Here is a 15,848-nt window from a genome sequence, read left to right as displayed (position 1 = left end):
AAAAGAAAATTTTAATATTCAACTAAAATTATTAAAACAATGAAGAAGATTTTTTCGGCATTTCTGATGCTGACTTTTGCCCTGTTTTTTGCACAGGAAAAACCGATGTTCTGGCAGGACATCCAAAATTTTAAGAAACTGGATCTGGAAAATCCTCCTGCTAAAAATGCAATTCTTTTGGTAGGAAGTTCGTCTTTTACCAAATGGACGGATGTCGCGAATTATTTTCCGGATAAAACCATCATCAACAGAGGTTTTGGAGGCTCAAGGTTAACGGATCTTAATAATTATGCAGAGGATCTTTTAAATCCTTATCAGCCCAAACAGATCATCATTTACTGTGGTGAGAACGATTTTGCCGACAACGATAAATTGAAAGCCGATGTTGTAGTGGAAAGATTTAAAACATTCTACAAAAAAATCCGTGCAAAATTCCCGAAAATTGAAGTAGATTATATTTCCATTAAATATTCTCCGAGCCGCGAAAAGCTGTGGCCACAAATGAAGGAAGCCAATAAAAAGATTGCCGATTTCATGAAAAAACAACCGAATGCAGATTTTATTGATATCACAAAGGTAATGCAGGATGAAAACGGAAACGTAAGAAAAGACCTATTTGTGGAAGATATGCTTCACATGACGCCGGAAGGCTACAGATTATGGACTTCTGTGATGAATCCTTATATGAAATAACTTTTTAACACTATACCATGATAAAGAAACAAATAACCATTTTAATTTCGATACTTTTTTGCATATCAATTTCTTCACAAGAAAAATCTACAAAACAAAAACTGATCGATGAACTCTCTGAAAACACTTGTAAATGCGTAGATTCAATAAGTCTTTTTGATAAAGAAAAAAAATCTATAATTAAAGATATTCATGAATGTATCGATAAAAATACACTTGCACTGCAACTTGGAATTTTACTATCTGAAGTGGAGGAATCTTCAAAAAAGAATAAAAATTCAGATACTAAAAAGAATATAACCCTTAATTTAGACACTAATAAGGATTCTGAGAAATATAGAGAAAACTATAACTCCATTGAAAGAAGCCTGATGAAAAACTGTTCAAGTCTGAAAAAGGCTATAAACATTGCAGAAAGTAAGTCTGAAAAACTATCAAAAAATGATAAAGCTTTGGAATTTTACAATATGGCAATTTCAGCGTCAAAAAAGGAGGATTGGAAAGAAACTATAAAGAATTATGAAAATGCTGTAAAAATTGATCCTGAATTTACTTATGCCTGGGATAATTTAGGTATTACGTACAGAAAAGTAGGCGATTATGACAAAGCTCTAGAAGCTTATAAAAAATCATTGGAAGTGGATCCTAAAGGAAAAATGGCTTTACAAAATATTCCTATAGCTTATATTTATAAAAAGGAATATCAGAAAGCTATTGACGCTTATAAAGATCTGGATAAGATGTATCCAGAAGATCCGGAAGTATATTACGGAATGGGTAACATCTATTTTAGTGCTTTAAAAGAAAATGAAAAAGCTTTAGATTATATGGCAAAAGCTCTTAGAATTTATGACAATCAAAAATCTCCTTACAGAACAGATGCAGAGACTATGATAAGTTATATCTATAAAAAAATGCAGGAAGAGGGTAAACTTGAAAAATTCAAGGAGATTTTAAATAAAAATAAGATCGAATTTAAGTAAAAAAAGAAACATCCTGAAATACATTATTATTGGTAAATTTTTTAATAATTTTTCGGTATAATAATTTTTTTCCTTTTCTTTGCAGCCTTAAAAATTAGTTTAAACCATGAAAAAAATCTTATTTCTTGCTATTTCGGCAGGTTTTCTTTTCACAGCCTGCAAAAGTGATGATGACGATGTTTATGCATCTGTTGTAGGAGTCTGGAAGCCTTCCAGAGAAATGGCAGTTTCCGGAAAAAACGGAAGTACTATTTATAATGATCCTTCTTCAAGCTGCTACAAAAAAAGTACATTTGATTTTAAATCGAACAATACAATGGTAAGCAACATTTTTGATGATGGAATGAGCGGAAATTGTGAAAATCTGGGAACAGATACTTCTTCTTATTCTTATGACCCGCTGAACAAACAAATCGTTATAGACGGCGAATCCAGTGAAGTTCTGAAGCTTACGACTAATGAAATGCATATTGTTTCGGATTACAGTGATGAAGACGGAGACGGAATCGATGACAAAATAGTTCTGGTTTTAAGCCGATAAAAAGCAAACTCCCGAAAAATTCGGGAGTTTTTTTTATTTCTTTCTTTTGGATTTAGATATTGATTTCTGCTGTGCTCTGTTCGTCCCAAACTTTTTAGGTGCTTTTCTTTTGGAAGGTCCGCCCCAGTTTTCTTTGGTATTTTTCGCTTTCTTTTCGTGAAAAGCTCCTCCTCCTTCATTTAATTTTACCTTTACAGGATTTTTCATGATCACAGTTTCCTCTTCAGAAGCAATCTTTTTAGGATTTATTTTCACTCCGTCTGGGAAATCAATGTATTTCAGTTCCTTGTCCATCAGTAATTCGATGTCAAGAGCTAAAGTTTCTTCTTTTTTGGTAACGAAAGTTATGGCTTTACCATCTTTGTCCGCTCTACCCGTTCTACCGATTCTGTGAATATACTGCTCCGGAATATCCGGCGTTTCAAAATTGATAACGTGGGTAATGTCTGAAATATCAAGACCTCTCGCCATAACATCTGTGGTAATCAACCCTTTAATCTCTTCATTTTCAAAGCTTTTCATTGCTTTTAGCCTGTAATTCTGAGATTTATTGGAGTGGATCACATCAAACTGCTCAGGGAAAAGCTCATCAATTTTTGTGAATAAAAGATCTGCATTTCTTTTATTGTTTGTGAAAATCAATACTTTCGACATATCCGTATCGGTTTTCAGCAAATGCTCCAGTAGATTGATCTTGGTATTGAAATTCTCTACTTTGTAGGCAGTCTGCTCAATTTTTTCAAGCGGCGTTCCGGATTTTGCCAGTGAAATTTCAACCGGACTCGCAAAGTACTCATCCAACATTTCGTCAACGGATTCCGTCATGGTTGCAGAAAAAAGAATATTCTGTCTTTTTTCCTTCATCATTTCGAAAATATGCGTCAACTGTGGTCTGAAACCAAGGTTCAGCATTTCGTCAAACTCATCAATAATCAGCTTCTGGACTTCTTTTAAAGAAATGGCATTATCGATTGCCAAATCCATTACTCTTCCGGGAGTTCCTACCAAAATATCACATCCGTTATCAAATAATAATTTCTGGGTATTGATATTTTTTCCTCCGTAAATCCCGATTACTCTTGCAGTAGTATTTTCCGTCAGTTTTTCTACGATTTCAGAAACCTGCACCACCAGTTCTCTGGTAGGAACAAGCACCAAAACGGTTGGATTTCCCGATTTATTGTATTTCCAAGTCTTAAGAACCGGTAAAAGATACGCCAGTGTTTTTCCTGTTCCCGTCTGTGCAATCCCCATTACATCACGTCCGGAAAGTATTGGTTTTAAGCTCTTTTCCTGAATAGGGGTAGGTTCAAATAAATTAAGATCCGCTAAAACATCAAGAATTTTAACCGGAAGGTCAAAATCTGCAAAAGTGAGTTTTTCCATTTTGCAAAGATAGACAATTAATTTTTGAGAAAAATAAGCCTAAACTTTCATGCTTAAATTATTTACAGATATTACCTTCTAATAATCTTAAAAGCCATATCTCTTCCATAACCCTGCATAATAGCGAGATTGATCCACGAAAGCGCAAATTTTTCCAAAAGTTCTACTTTATCAGATTTTCCAAAATCTATACAGGAACCGAAACCACAATCCAAAGCCAGTTTTTTGGCAATATCTTTTGCTTTTTCGCTGTCTCCTGCCATAAACATATCGATTCCTTCACCATTGTATATCGGATCAAGCATATTTTCAAAACCTGTTGTATTAAAACATTTTACGATTTCTGCGTTGGTTTTATCTGCCAAAGCCTGATACACTGTTTTGTAAGGTTCCGGAGACTTCATTACGGCGTTGGTAGCATCAATAATGACTTTTCCCGATACATCGCCTAACTGTTCAATTACTTCAAAAATAGCAGTCGGAGGTGTTGCAATAAGAATCACATCACATTGTTTTACTGCATTTTCGATCACGGCAAAGCGATCTTCCCCTATTTTCGTTGCAAGGGAAATATTTTTTTCACTCAAAGGAAATTGTGCACCTACCAAAACAGTATGCCCCGCTTTTATCCATTGTTGAGCCAAAGCTCCGCCAACATTTCCGGAGCCGATAATTGCTATATTCATTTTTTTTAGTTTAAAGTGAAATTTACCTCATTATCTATTTAATAGTTCTACAACCAGTTCTGCAACTGCTGCCCCTGAATTTTGCTGCTGTCCTGTAATTAAATTACCATCCTGAATAGCATACGAACTAAATGGAGCCGCCACTTTAAATGTTGTTTCCTGTAATTTTTTAGCTTCTTCTTCAATTCTGTACGGCTGAATTTTCATTCTGACTGCCTGATCTGCAAACTCTTCTTCAGCATCCGCAAAACCGGTCCAGGTTTTTCCTTTTACAAGCAATTCACCGTTTGATTTTTTAGCTTCCAGTAATAAAGTGGTTGAATGACAAACCGCTGCGCTTGGCTTTCCGCTTTCGTAAAAACTCACAAATAATTGTTCCAGATCTTTATTTCCTCTGAAAGTATACATTGGTCCCTGTCCGCCAACCAGAAAAACCGCATCATAGTTTTTTGCATCAACTTCGGTTAGTTTTTTTGTATTTTCAAGCATTGCTTTAAAGTCAGATTGCTGCATATATCCTAAAGAAATTACATCGTGTGCAGAATAACCGCTTTCATCCAAAGGATTGGAATAACCGTCCATTTCCAGTTTTCCGCCTTCTGTTGAAACCAGTTCCACTTCGTAACCTGCTTCCTGAAAAACTCTTAAAGGATGTGTAAGTTCTGCAGCCCAGAAACCGATTGGCCAATTGGTTTGTTTACTCACACTCGGCGAACTTGCAATCATCAGAATTTTACCTTTTACAGGAGCTCCGTGAAAATGAACATAGCTGTTTACTTCTTTTACTTTTTCCATTTTTTGTTTTTTTGATTTTAAAATTTCTAATTTTCATGAAACAAAGATAATTCTGAATAGAAAAGAAAATCAATAATGGCTATCTTTGTAAGAAACTAACAAAAATGTAAGTATGCCTGATTTTGTTTCGGATAAGCACCTTTTTCACAATCCTGTTGAATTTGCCCTGAGCAAAATAGGCGGAACCTATAAAATGCCTATTCTCTGGCGTCTGAAGGATAAGGCATGGCGTTATTCGGAATTGGCTAACAGTATTCCCCACATTTCAGACAGGATGCTTTCTAAAAGTTTAAAAGAACTGCTGGAAGACGGCTTTATTTCCAAGGAAATATTTCCGGAAGTTCCTCCAAGAACTGAATACAACATTACAGAACGCGGTAAAAAAGCTGTCGAAATTATTTCAACTTTAAGAAATTACGGATTTGAGCTGATGAAAGATTTCGGCATTGGAGAGAAATAAAGCCCAAGAAATTTCATTGCTCCGCCTTTGATACAACGTAAGTTTAAAGAGCTCAAAATGCTGCTTCTTGTAAATACAATTCATTATTTAAGAATACTTTGAGAATTACCAATTATCTCTGTTTATCTGCACTATCTCTGTAAGCAAATACATTTAAAGCATTTAAACTTTCTACATTTTCATAAATTAAATTGCTCTTCCACAAAATGTTACTTTATGAATATACCGAATTGTGAATTTGTCTATCGTAAATTCTTTATAATTCGGAGAGATACAGATTAACAATGTACTGTCATCAGGATGATGCATTAATCTTTTAATCATTCTCTGATCATAAGTAATAATTAAATAAATACAATCCGGATCGAGATTTTCCCATTTATCTATAAAATTAATTCCTATTATGTCTCCTGCTTTAATATAGGGCTCAAATGAAGCGCCAACAATAGGAAAAAATGCATCGCAGTGAACTCCGGGCAAATTGATATATCCGGTAGGTGTTTCCGTTAATTCCAGCAGTTCATTAAGCTTCCCTGCGCTTACCGGCAGGCTGTAAAAAGGAATTCCGTTTTCAACAATCTTTATTTCATCATCAAATTTCAGCTTACTAAAAACTTTATCATAATGCTTATCTCCGGAAATTTCTCCCATTTCAGGCTGGAGTTTTTTATCATCTTTAAAATCACCGATTTCAAACGTTTTTTCGATTTCTTTATTTTTAAGCATTTTTCCCTGATCTAAAAAAAGCCATGACAGATCAACTTCCGGCGCGTAAGCGATAAATTTCGCTATATTATCTTCGCTTATTCCGCTTTCTTTATCCAAAACCCCTCTTGTAATACCACTTTCCTGATAAAATTTATATTTACTAATAGCCTTATATTCAATGTATTGTAAAATTTTATTTTTTATAGGCGAAATTTGATGCATATTTATTTTTTTATACGAAATATATCGTTTATATTTGCTTTTTTAAAACAACCAAAATTATGGAACTAAGTTACAAGAAATTGCTGAAATTCTCACCAATTGTCAAAAAACAGCAAAAGATTTCTATTCGAAATCAAATTATAAGATCGATTTATCTGATGAACAAAATTATTATCCTGAGATCCGAAAGGACGATTACATGTTCCCGAAATTTAAAATCACTTACTAATATTATCACAAATTAAAATCTATCAACCAAATACTAACAAAATATAAAAAAAATGGCAACACCTTTAAATACAATTCTATATTGGTTTCAGACAGGAAAAACACCTACGGAAGAGGAATTTGCAGCATCCTGGTCTTCTTTTTTTCACAAAAGCGAATCTATTCCGCTTTCATCAATTGAAGGACTTTCTGCACTTTTTCATCAAACAGCAAGTTTAGAAGCGTTCAATAGTCACCTTAATTCTTCTAATGCTCATGAAAACAGTTTAGCCAAATTAGACGCTTCCAATTTAAGCAGTGAGAACGTCCAAAATTGGAAAAATAAATTAAATGTTAATCAGTTACCTTCAAATATTGCCACAATAGACAATTCTGAAAGTGGATTAACAGGAAATGTCTATTCAAAACAATACATCAACGATCATTATTTGCAGTATACAACAAACTCTGGCAGAAGAGTTATTACAAACAACAAAGATCATGAAAACAAAACAATGTATGATGCTTTTATTGCAGGATGGAATGTCTTACCGAATTATATTGGCAAAGATGAGAGCGAAAAATTATATTCTTCAAGATACATTTTACAGGGAACCGATATTCTTTCTGATTTTAAAGGAAATACAGAGTACAGACCTGAACACCCTGCGCATGATTCTTTAATTGCCTACGGTTCAAAATTGGGAAAAGGCTTTGTTGATGGAACAAACTATAGTTTATTCGGGACTGCATTGTATGAGTTGAATGATATTCCGATTGGTGATTCCATAACAGCCTTTGGGAATAATATTGCCAACGCTAAAGGAATTTACAATGATCCAAAAAGAACAGCAGTAGCATCAAATGGTTTTGATTTAAGGCAAATGATATCCAATAACATCACTGTTGGAAATCTAATCTGGGCAGGCGATATACATAGTTCTGTAATTACAGGATATAATGTAAGAAATTACCGTTATATATTTAACTCCCTGGTGATGGGAGGAAATATTTACGATGCAAGTGGAAAATATCCCGGCGAAACGCATGATTCCTATTTAGATAATGATGTCATGTTAGGTTTTGGATTTTATAAAGACCCGAAAAGACATCCTGCAAGTCATAACCTGTTAATCGGTTCTCATGAACATTACGGAAACGGAAGTCCAGACTTTAATTATAAACCTTTAGTAGAAGGTAATTTTAAAGAAAAATACTTTGGTATTCAGGGAAAATCTATCAATCATATTCAGGACGAAATAAATAAAGTTCCTGTTGAAAATGTAGATCTTTCTTTAGTTTCTTCACCGCCAAATTCCAATGCATCATATGATGTAAAAACAAAAAAGTTAATACTAAAAAATTCTCCCGCCGGAAATTACAGACTTTTTGAAGGTTTAACTGTAGGAGAATCTTATCTTTTTAGTATTAGCTCAAATATTGGCAATACAGGAACATGGGGATATAAAACAATCTATCTCATTGACAGTGGAAATGGTGACTGGTGGATATTAAATAATCAATTAGCTGAAATAACCGATAATGTCAATAACTTTTTAGAGATTTCTTTAGAGGGAACAAATATAACAGGAGAGATAAGCGTTTCTATGCAGCGTATAAAAAATGACGAAAAACAATCTCCTATCTATGAAATACGAGATTTTAATAATAATGTTACACTTGAATTAAGAACTGCAAATAGCAATGACAATCATATTGCTTTTGGTAAAAATTCTGCACCCAAATATGCAGTAGGAATTAATAATGCTATTTTTGGTACCAACACCTTATCAAATGCGAATTCTATTGCAACAACATTTGTTTTTGGTAATAATAATCTTGAAAATATAAGAAAAACAAGAATTAATACCATAGTTGGGTATAACAATTTAAAAAGCGCAAATAATATTGTGGACAGAATAACAGCAGTTGGACAGGATATTGCCCCAAATGCATCCAATCTTAGATCATCAGTTATACTAGGCTGCTATGCATTACAAAATTTCAAAGGAAATTTTTATGAAAACAACACATGGAACGAATTAATTGCTGTAGGAAATGGCGCAGGGATAAACGTAGAAGAAGCACAAAAAAGTATTTTTATAGGTGAGGCAACCGGAAATTCCAAAAATGTTTTTCAAGGTGTTGTTATAGGTAACAGAAGTGGCTTTAAAGATAAGAATACATCTACTAATGAAATCGTAATTGGAGCCGCAACAACAGGAAACGGGAACAATACCGCAACCATTGGTAATTCAAACATCAACTCTGTACATCTTTCAAATATTGCTAAAATAGACCGTAGAACAGGTATTTCAGGAATTAATGTATTTCCGGCCAATAGTGATACAGATTTTGTTCAGAGAAAGCATTTACAAGAGGTTAAACCATACAAAATTTATTCAGGATCTTTGGTATTTGATGAATCTACAGCACAGCCAAAATTCACCGTGTTTGAAAATACCGTTGGAGATATTGTGTGGAGCAAGAAAGGCACAGGAGAATTTATCGGTACTTTAAACGGAGCCTTTCCTTCCGGAAAAATTTGGTCGGTAAGTGTAATAAACCAAAAAACAGTAGGAAAAGATCAGAGATTTTGCTTAAGCGGTAGAATAGATAATGATACTATTTACGTAGATATTGTAGATTCTTACGGATCAAACTACGATGTTTACGGAGAAGCCGGATCATTTGAATTCAGAGTCTATAACTAATTTCAAAATTTAAATTATTAAAATCATATTATCCTGCAAGTCCATGCTAAAATCCTGAACTTGCAGGGTTTTTATTTTAGAATTGAAAGTTTTACTTCCTTGTAACCCTCAGTAAAATAACAATTACCAGAAATATTGAAAAGATAAATCCTAAAACTGCCACCAAAGACAATTCTCCTATTCTGGGTCCCGATTCTGAAGAAAATACAATAGCCGTTGCGATGATATTTGCGCCTAAAACCATTGCCAGAATAAGATTGATAATACTCGATTTTATCAGTTGATTCGTCTTTTCTATATTTTTGATTTCACTGGAAACGGTGAATTTGTTTTCGTCTAATTTCTGTAAAACAGAGCGTAGCTCTTTGGGAATTTCGTCTACACTGTCTGTAAACATCAACATTCTGTCTAATCCCGTTTTTACAAGGTTTTTAGGACTTATTTTTTTCGTAAATATTTTTTTGGTGTAAGGATGGAGACTTTTTACCACATCCAGATCCGGATTTATAGTTCTTCCCACTCCTTCAATCAAGCTGATTCCTTTAAACAAAAGATAAAAGTAATCCGGCATATGAAGACGGTTATCTTTCAACACATCTTTCATTTTATTGATGATAACCTGTGCATTAATTTCTTTCAGAGAGGTGCTGTGAACGAAATTCAGAATATCTTCCACATCATTTTCAAATCTTCTTTCATCCGGAATCTCATAACTGATCGCCATTTTTTTCAGGTAGCGGACAATTTTATGCGGATTTTTGGCAACAAAACTTACAATAAGATTTTCAAGGACTTCTTTATCATTCGGCGGAATTTTTCCGACCGCACCGAAATCGATAAAAACCACTTTTCCGTCTTTTTTCACCAAAATATTTCCCGCGTGAGGATCTGCGTGGAAAAATCCATAATCTAAAATCTGGGAAACAAAAAGCCGGAGACCTGTTTCGGAAATGATTACCGGATCGATATCGTATTGTAAAAGAGATGCAGTATCCGTTACTTTAATCCCATCAATAAATTCCATACAAAGAACATTATTGTTAGAAAATTCTTCATAAACCTTCGGAACGTAGGTTTCTTTGCTGTTTTTAAAATTTCTTCTGAACTGCAGGATGTTTTCCTTTTCATTAATCAGGGAAACCTCTTCCAGTAAAGATTTTTCAAAGGTGGAAATCGCCTGCTTCAGATTGAGCTTCTCTCCTATTTCGGAATAAGAAGAGACCAGTTTTTCCAGATCTTTGATAAGCAGCAGATCGTCTTCAATTACAGACTGAACCTCTGCTTTTTTAATTTTCAGAATAACTTCTGTACCATCAATTAATGTTGCTCTGTAAACCTGCGCAATAGATGCAGTTGCCAAAGGAAGTTTCTGAACCTGAGCAAAATGATCTTTTACCGAAATACTGAATTCGTTTTCCAATATTTCTTCCACGTTCATTTCAACCGTTTCCACTTTATCCTGAAGTTTTTGCAGTTCCTGAATAAGTTCCGGCGGAAGAAGGTCTTCCCTGTTGCTGAAGGACTGTCCGAGCTTCACAAAAGTAGGTCCCAGTTCTTCCAAAACGAGCCGGATTCTTTCGTAAACAGTTCCTTTTGAAACTACTTCGTCGGAATTGGAAGGAATTTCGTCTTTAGTTCCGCCATTCATTCTTGCCAACAGATCTTTGAAGCCGTATTTGCTTAACACAGAAATTAACCGGGCAGATCTTTTTAATTTTCTTTGCTGTTTATCGAACATAATCTGAAATGTAGTTGCAATTTAATTCAAAAATTGTTCCTATTGATAATAATTAATTTTCTATTTTAAATCGCTTTTTTATAACTTCCCTTTCAGTTTGTTCTGATCGAACCGCAACGCAGTGTACCATCTATTTCCAAAAACAAAGATCGCGAAGATTTTATTTAAAAAAATTGAAAATATTTTTCGTTCGCAATGGCGTTATACTCAGCAAATGATAGCAGTGTAATGCAAGTTTTTATTATCGCAAATTTTTGAATTAAATTTCTTTAAATACGATATGTTATCCTGAAAGAAAAGTAGCAGATTGAAGAATCTATTTCCTAAACAAAGATCACGGAGATTTTCTTTAAAATGATTGAAATATTTTTCGTTCGCAATGGCGTTTGACGACTTCGAATCTTCGATTTCATTCAGCAAATGATAATAAAGCTGTTCAATCTTTTCAATATAGTTTGTTTTTCTGTATGAATCTAAACGTAGGCATTAGAAATATAAAACTGAAAGGTTTGCGCTTAGATTTCTAAGGATTGACAAACTCTGTGGTTATTTCCTAATGTTAATGAAGCAACTTCCAACCATAGCCCCGATAGAAACGACATCCTTTTTTGTTGCGGCTGGAGCATAAACCGGAGGTTTACGAACGTAGTTCAGGAAGCCGTAACAAAAAAGATACAGTGGATAGCGGGGAAAAGCTCTAAATGAATATATTATATTTTTTTTCTTTAACTTTACCATAACAAAATATTAAAACCAACTCTAAAAATTATTAAAATGAAAAATTTAAAAAAAGTTTCAAGAGAACAAATGAAAAGTATCGCAGGTGGCGAATTAGTCAGAAACTGCTCAAACAAATGCTGTCCGGATGACGGAAGACCAAGATGTCCGGGATTGATCTGTCTGGCTGTTTTATGTCCAAACTAAAATTCTTTGTGAAAAAAAATAAAACGGGATGCTGTAGTAGCATCCCGTTTTTTTATTTAAGATAGGTTTCGTATAAATCTTTTCTCCGGTCTTTCATTACCTGAACTGAACCGTGATGGTGAAGATCTTTCAATAAATTGAGGTCTACGTCTACAATTAAAGTCATTTCTGTATTCGGGGTGGCTTCTCCTTTCACCGCATTGGATGGAAACGCAAAATCCGAAGGGGTAAAAACCGCCGCCTGACCAAACTGAATATCCATATTATTAACTCCGGGAAGGTTTCCTACGCAACCTGCAATTGCCACATAACATTCGTTCTCAATCGCTCTTGCCGCCGCGCAATGACGAACTCTCATATACGCATTTTGGGTGTCTGTAAGATAAGGTACAAATAGAATTTTCATTCCCTGATCGGCTAAAATTCTTGGAAGCTCCGGAAATTCAACATCATAGCAAATTACCAAACCTATTTTTCCGCAGTCGGTATCGAAAACCCGGATTTCGTTTCCGCCTTTCATTCCGTAATATTTTTTCTCGTTGGGTGTGATGTGGATTTTCCTGTATTCGTCTACTCTGCCGTCTCTATGGAGAAGGTAACTTACATTGTAGAGATCATTATTTTCGAAAACCGGCATGCTTCCGGAAATGATATTGACATTATAACTGATCGCCAAATCTGAGATTTTCATCTTGATCTCTTCGGTTAATTTCGCCAATTCAATCATACTGTCTCTTTCAGAAAGTTTGTTGAATGGAGCCAACAAAGGGGTATTGAATAGTTCAGGAAATAATACAAAATCCGACTTATAATCGCCCATTACGTTAACAAAGAACTCAACCTGCTCATAAAAAGCATTTACATCTTTAAAATGTCTCATCTGCCATTGAACCAATCCCAAGCGAATGATGCTGTCCTGCATGGTGTTTGGTTTTTTGCTGTAATAAATATTGTTCCATTGGAGTAAAACTGCGTTTTCTTTAGACGATTCGTCTTCCGGAAGATATTTTTTTAAAACTCTGATGGGTAAAAAGTTATTGGACAACTGAAAAGACAGAACCGGATCATAAATTTCTTTATCTCTTACTCTTCTGATGTATTCTCTTGGTGACAGATCACTGTGTTTATGGTAATTGGGAATTCTTCCACCTAAAACGATCGATTTCAGATTCAGAAGTTCACAAAGTTCTTTTCTTGCATCGTACAATCTTCTGCCTAAACGAAGTTCGCGGTATTCGGGATCTACAAAGACTTCAATTCCGTACAAAACATCGCCTGTCTCGGAATGGGTATTGAAGGTATAATTTCCTGTGATATCACTGTATGTATGATCATCACCAAATTCATTATAATTTACAACAATGGAAAGCGCCACCGCAGCTAATTTCCCATCCACTGTAATGCAGATCTGTCCTTTTGGAAATATTCTTGTGAGTTTTTCTATACTTTTTTTAGACCAGATTGACTCGGACATTTGTGGATATGCACGTTTCATTGTTATTACTAATTCATCGTAATCCTGTACCGTCAGTGGTCGTGTTTCTATTTGCATTTGATGTAATTTTACTTAAATTTAGTGAAAAAAGTTAGTATTAAAAAAATGAAGGAATTAATTTATAGCAAAATCCAAAAGTACGATTCAAAGATGAAAAATTTTGATATTTCATTTACCGATCATCTATTGCCTATAAATGAGCTGATTAGTTTATACGAACTTAGAAATCATATTGCGAAAAACGAAAATACCAAAAAAAATACAAAGCAGATTTTAAATGACTTTTAATTAATACAAAAACAATCTTACAAGTACATCAAGTTTGTAATAGCTAGATATGATGGAATAAGCAGAATGTTCTTTTTCAGTGAAGATTACTCTAAAATTTTTTCTGATTTTATATTTGAAAAATTAAACTAATGAAAACTATTTCTGTAGTTATTTTGTTGATATCATGGATCTATCTGATTTTATCAATATATATTCAAATTGAGTTTTTCCTTGAATTTATTCCCGTTATTTTACTAATTCTAATTATTAACTTTTACATTATTCATCAGCATCATCGGAAAGTTCTACTTTATATTTTAAATGGAATTGTTTTTCTTATCCTGATTTATCTTTTAAGCCTATTAATTTTCCTGAGACAGGATTGGTAGACAAAAAATCCCGCCAAAAGGCAGGATTTATATTTAAAATTTTATTCAAAATTATTCCCATTCGATCGTTGCAGGTGGTTTGCTTGAAATGTCGTACGCTACTCTGTTGATTCCTCTTACTTCGTTGATGATTCTGCTGGAAACGGTATCTAAAAACTCGTAAGGAAGTCTGCTCCATGTTGCGGTCATGAAGTCGATCGTGTTTGCGGAACGAACGACTGCTGTGTATTCGTATGTTCTCTCATCGCCCATTACTCCTACAGATTTTACCGGAAGAAGCACCACGAAAGCCTGAGAAACTTTTTCATACAAATCGTTTTTGTATAATTCTTCAATGAAAATATCATCTGCTTCCTGCAAAATTCTTACTTTTTCTGCATCAACTGCTCCTAAAACCCTGATTCCCAATCCCGGACCCGGGAAAGGATGTCTGTGAACCAGATGATGAGGAATTCCCAATTCTTCGCCCACTTTTCTTACTTCATCTTTGAATAATTCTCTCAGAGGCTCAAGCAATTCAAATTCCATATCTTCAGGAAGTCCGCCAACGTTATGGTGCGATTTAATTACCGCAGAAGGACCGTTTACCGACTGACTTTCAATTACATCCGGATAAATTGTTCCCTGTGCTAAGAATTTAGCGCCTTCAATTTTATGAGATTCTTCATCAAAAACGTGAATAAACTCGTTTCCGATGATTTTTCTTTTGGCTTCAGGATCATCTACTCCGGCTAATTTTGATAAAAATCTTTCGGAAGCATCCACTAATTTAATGTTCATATGGAAATGCTCTCCATAATTATCCATTACTTTTTTGCCTTCGTCTTTTCTCAGTAAACCTGTGTCTACGAAGATGCAAGTCAACTGGTCGCCAATGGCACGGTGAATTAACACTGCCGCTACAGAAGAATCTACTCCTCCAGAAAGTCCGAGAATTACTTTCTGATCTCCCACTTTTTCACGGATTTCCGCAACGGTTTTTTCGATATAATTGGTCAGTTTCCAGTTTTTCTCTGCATTACAGATTCCGAAAACGAAATTTTCCAGCATTTTTCCTCCTTCTTCGGTGTGGGAAACTTCCGGGTGGAACTGTACACAGTAGATTTTTTTATCTTCGTTGGAAATTGAAGCAATTACACCTGATTTTGCATTCAGTTCAAATCCTTCAGGCAATTCTCCCACTTCATCGAAATGGCTCATCCAAACTATAGAATTATTGGTAACGCCTTTTAATAAAGACGATTCTTTTACGATTTCAAGGTGTGCTTTTCCGTACTCACCTTTTACGCCTTTATGAACTTTTCCGCCTAAAAGGTGTGCCGTTAACTGCATTCCGTAGCAAATTCCCAGAACAGGAATTCCCTGCTCGTATAATTCTTTTTCAACCAAATGGGCATTTTCTGCATTTACAGAACTTGGTCCGCCGGAAAGGATAATTCCTCTCGGCTGTTTTTCTAAAATGGTTTCTAAAGGTGTATTGAATGGTAAAATTTCAGAATATACTCCCATCTCACGGATTCTTCTTCCGATAAGCTGGTTGTACTGTGATCCGAAATCTAATATAATAATACCGTTGTTCATTTTTTATAATTGATGAATAATAATTGATAAATGATTTTATAAAATTGTCTGAAATT

14 protein-coding genes are annotated in these 15,848 nt (G+C 34.5%); 7 read left to right on the top strand and 7 right to left on the bottom strand.

Features of this window, described 5'->3' with window-relative positions:
* The first annotated feature begins 39 nt into the window (after window positions 1-39).
* The 3 genes from QWT87_RS17400 to QWT87_RS17390 all read left to right on the top strand — a co-directional run bounded on the left by QWT87_RS17400 (window position 40) and on the right by QWT87_RS17390 (window position 2,217).
* Complete coding sequence (locus QWT87_RS17400) at window positions 40-693, top strand: GDSL-type esterase/lipase family protein (RefSeq protein WP_302717571.1); 654 nt, start codon at window positions 40-42, stop codon at window positions 691-693.
* Between the two features lie 17 nt (window positions 694-710).
* Window positions 711-1,676: a tetratricopeptide repeat protein gene (locus QWT87_RS17395; protein ID WP_302717569.1), complete on the top strand. Its 966-nt coding sequence runs from the start codon at window positions 711-713 to the stop codon at window positions 1,674-1,676.
* A 106-nt stretch (window positions 1,677-1,782) separates the two neighbouring features.
* Window positions 1,783-2,217 (top strand): lipocalin family protein, encoded by a 435-nt coding sequence (locus QWT87_RS17390; protein WP_302717567.1) that lies wholly within the window; start codon window positions 1,783-1,785, stop codon window positions 2,215-2,217.
* Between the two features lie 33 nt (window positions 2,218-2,250).
* Here QWT87_RS17390 and QWT87_RS17385 read toward each other — a convergent pair whose 3' ends face one another.
* The 3 genes from QWT87_RS17385 to QWT87_RS17375 all read right to left on the bottom strand — a co-directional run bounded on the left by QWT87_RS17385 (window position 2,251) and on the right by QWT87_RS17375 (window position 5,084).
* On the bottom strand, window positions 2,251-3,603 hold the full coding sequence (locus QWT87_RS17385; protein ID WP_302717565.1) for a DEAD/DEAH box helicase: 1,353 nt from the start codon (window positions 3,601-3,603) through the stop codon (window positions 2,251-2,253).
* A 71-nt stretch (window positions 3,604-3,674) separates the two neighbouring features.
* Complete coding sequence (locus tag QWT87_RS17380) at window positions 3,675-4,289, bottom strand: NADPH-dependent F420 reductase (protein ID WP_302717563.1); 615 nt, start codon at window positions 4,287-4,289, stop codon at window positions 3,675-3,677.
* A 30-nt stretch (window positions 4,290-4,319) separates the two neighbouring features.
* Window positions 4,320-5,084: a type 1 glutamine amidotransferase domain-containing protein gene (locus tag QWT87_RS17375; RefSeq protein ID WP_302717560.1), complete on the bottom strand. Its 765-nt coding sequence runs from the start codon at window positions 5,082-5,084 to the stop codon at window positions 4,320-4,322.
* A gap of 112 nt (window positions 5,085-5,196) precedes the next feature.
* Here QWT87_RS17375 and QWT87_RS17370 point away from each other — a divergent pair, with 112 nt between their 5' ends.
* Window positions 5,197-5,544 carry a winged helix-turn-helix transcriptional regulator gene (locus QWT87_RS17370; protein ID WP_302717558.1) on the top strand — a complete coding sequence of 116 codons (348 nt, stop codon included), beginning with the start codon at window positions 5,197-5,199 and terminating at the stop codon, window positions 5,542-5,544.
* A 186-nt stretch (window positions 5,545-5,730) separates the two neighbouring features.
* Here QWT87_RS17370 and QWT87_RS17365 read toward each other — a convergent pair whose 3' ends face one another.
* On the bottom strand, window positions 5,731-6,474 hold the full coding sequence (locus QWT87_RS17365) for a S24 family peptidase (protein ID WP_302717555.1): 744 nt from the start codon (window positions 6,472-6,474) through the stop codon (window positions 5,731-5,733).
* A 281-nt stretch (window positions 6,475-6,755) separates the two neighbouring features.
* On the opposite strand from QWT87_RS17365, the gene QWT87_RS17360 reads away from it, so the two are divergent.
* Entirely contained in the window at window positions 6,756-9,395 is a 2,640-nt protein-coding gene (locus QWT87_RS17360; RefSeq protein ID WP_302717553.1) for a hypothetical protein, read from the top strand.
* 91 nt (window positions 9,396-9,486) lie between these two features.
* Here QWT87_RS17360 and QWT87_RS17355 read toward each other — a convergent pair whose 3' ends face one another.
* Window positions 9,487-11,133, bottom strand: a complete 1,647-nt coding sequence (locus tag QWT87_RS17355; protein ID WP_302717551.1) for an ABC1 kinase family protein — start codon at window positions 11,131-11,133, stop codon at window positions 9,487-9,489.
* Between the two features lie 774 nt (window positions 11,134-11,907).
* Here QWT87_RS17355 and QWT87_RS17350 point away from each other — a divergent pair.
* A complete protein-coding gene (locus tag QWT87_RS17350; RefSeq protein WP_165763002.1) occupies window positions 11,908-12,057 on the top strand; it encodes a bacteriocin-like protein in 150 nt (49 codons plus the stop codon).
* Window positions 12,058-12,109: 52 nt separating this feature from the next.
* Here the strand turns inward: QWT87_RS17350 and QWT87_RS17345 are convergent, their stop codons facing one another.
* Complete coding sequence (locus QWT87_RS17345; RefSeq protein ID WP_116098138.1) at window positions 12,110-13,609, bottom strand: carbon-nitrogen hydrolase family protein; 1,500 nt, start codon at window positions 13,607-13,609, stop codon at window positions 12,110-12,112.
* Between the two features lie 48 nt (window positions 13,610-13,657).
* On the opposite strand from QWT87_RS17345, the gene QWT87_RS17340 reads away from it, so the two are divergent.
* Window positions 13,658-13,840, top strand: a complete 183-nt coding sequence (locus QWT87_RS17340) for a hypothetical protein (RefSeq protein ID WP_302717547.1) — start codon at window positions 13,658-13,660, stop codon at window positions 13,838-13,840.
* 422 nt (window positions 13,841-14,262) lie between these two features.
* Here QWT87_RS17340 and guaA read toward each other — a convergent pair whose 3' ends face one another.
* The gene (guaA, locus tag QWT87_RS17335) at window positions 14,263-15,792 is read right to left on the bottom strand and encodes a glutamine-hydrolyzing GMP synthase (protein ID WP_108410599.1); all 1,530 of its coding nucleotides are present in this window, start codon (window positions 15,790-15,792) and stop codon (window positions 14,263-14,265) included.
* Window positions 15,793-15,848: the final 56 nt, after the last annotated feature.

This window comes from Chryseobacterium urinae, assembly GCF_030518295.1.
Lineage (GTDB): Bacteria > Bacteroidota > Bacteroidia > Flavobacteriales > Weeksellaceae > Chryseobacterium > Chryseobacterium mucoviscidosis.
This window is presented reverse-complemented; position numbering and strand designations above follow the sequence as displayed.

Bases quoted from the DNA above. Each gene is read 5' to 3' on its own strand.
- QWT87_RS17400 (WP_302717571.1), top strand. From the start codon at position 40: ATGAAGAAGATTTTTTCGGCATTTCTGATGCTGACTTTTGCCCTGTTT.
- QWT87_RS17395 (WP_302717569.1), top strand. From the start codon at position 711: ATGATAAAGAAACAAATAACCATTTTAATTTCGATACTTTTTTGCATA.
- QWT87_RS17390 (WP_302717567.1), top strand. From the start codon at position 1,783: ATGAAAAAAATCTTATTTCTTGCTATTTCGGCAGGTTTTCTTTTCACA.
- QWT87_RS17385 (WP_302717565.1), bottom strand. From the start codon at position 3,603: ATGGAAAAACTCACTTTTGCAGATTTTGACCTTCCGGTTAAAATTCTT.
- QWT87_RS17380 (WP_302717563.1), bottom strand. From the start codon at position 4,289: ATGAATATAGCAATTATCGGCTCCGGAAATGTTGGCGGAGCTTTGGCT.
- QWT87_RS17375 (WP_302717560.1), bottom strand. From the start codon at position 5,084: ATGGAAAAAGTAAAAGAAGTAAACAGCTATGTTCATTTTCACGGAGCT.
- QWT87_RS17370 (WP_302717558.1), top strand. From the start codon at position 5,197: ATGCCTGATTTTGTTTCGGATAAGCACCTTTTTCACAATCCTGTTGAA.
- QWT87_RS17365 (WP_302717555.1), bottom strand. From the start codon at position 6,474: ATGCATCAAATTTCGCCTATAAAAAATAAAATTTTACAATACATTGAA.
- QWT87_RS17360 (WP_302717553.1), top strand. From the start codon at position 6,756: ATGGCAACACCTTTAAATACAATTCTATATTGGTTTCAGACAGGAAAA.
- QWT87_RS17355 (WP_302717551.1), bottom strand. From the start codon at position 11,133: ATGTTCGATAAACAGCAAAGAAAATTAAAAAGATCTGCCCGGTTAATT.
- QWT87_RS17350 (WP_165763002.1), top strand. From the start codon at position 11,908: ATGAAAAATTTAAAAAAAGTTTCAAGAGAACAAATGAAAAGTATCGCA.
- QWT87_RS17345 (WP_116098138.1), bottom strand. From the start codon at position 13,609: ATGCAAATAGAAACACGACCACTGACGGTACAGGATTACGATGAATTA.
- QWT87_RS17340 (WP_302717547.1), top strand. From the start codon at position 13,658: ATGAAGGAATTAATTTATAGCAAAATCCAAAAGTACGATTCAAAGATG.
- guaA (WP_108410599.1), bottom strand. From the start codon at position 15,792: ATGAACAACGGTATTATTATATTAGATTTCGGATCACAGTACAACCAG.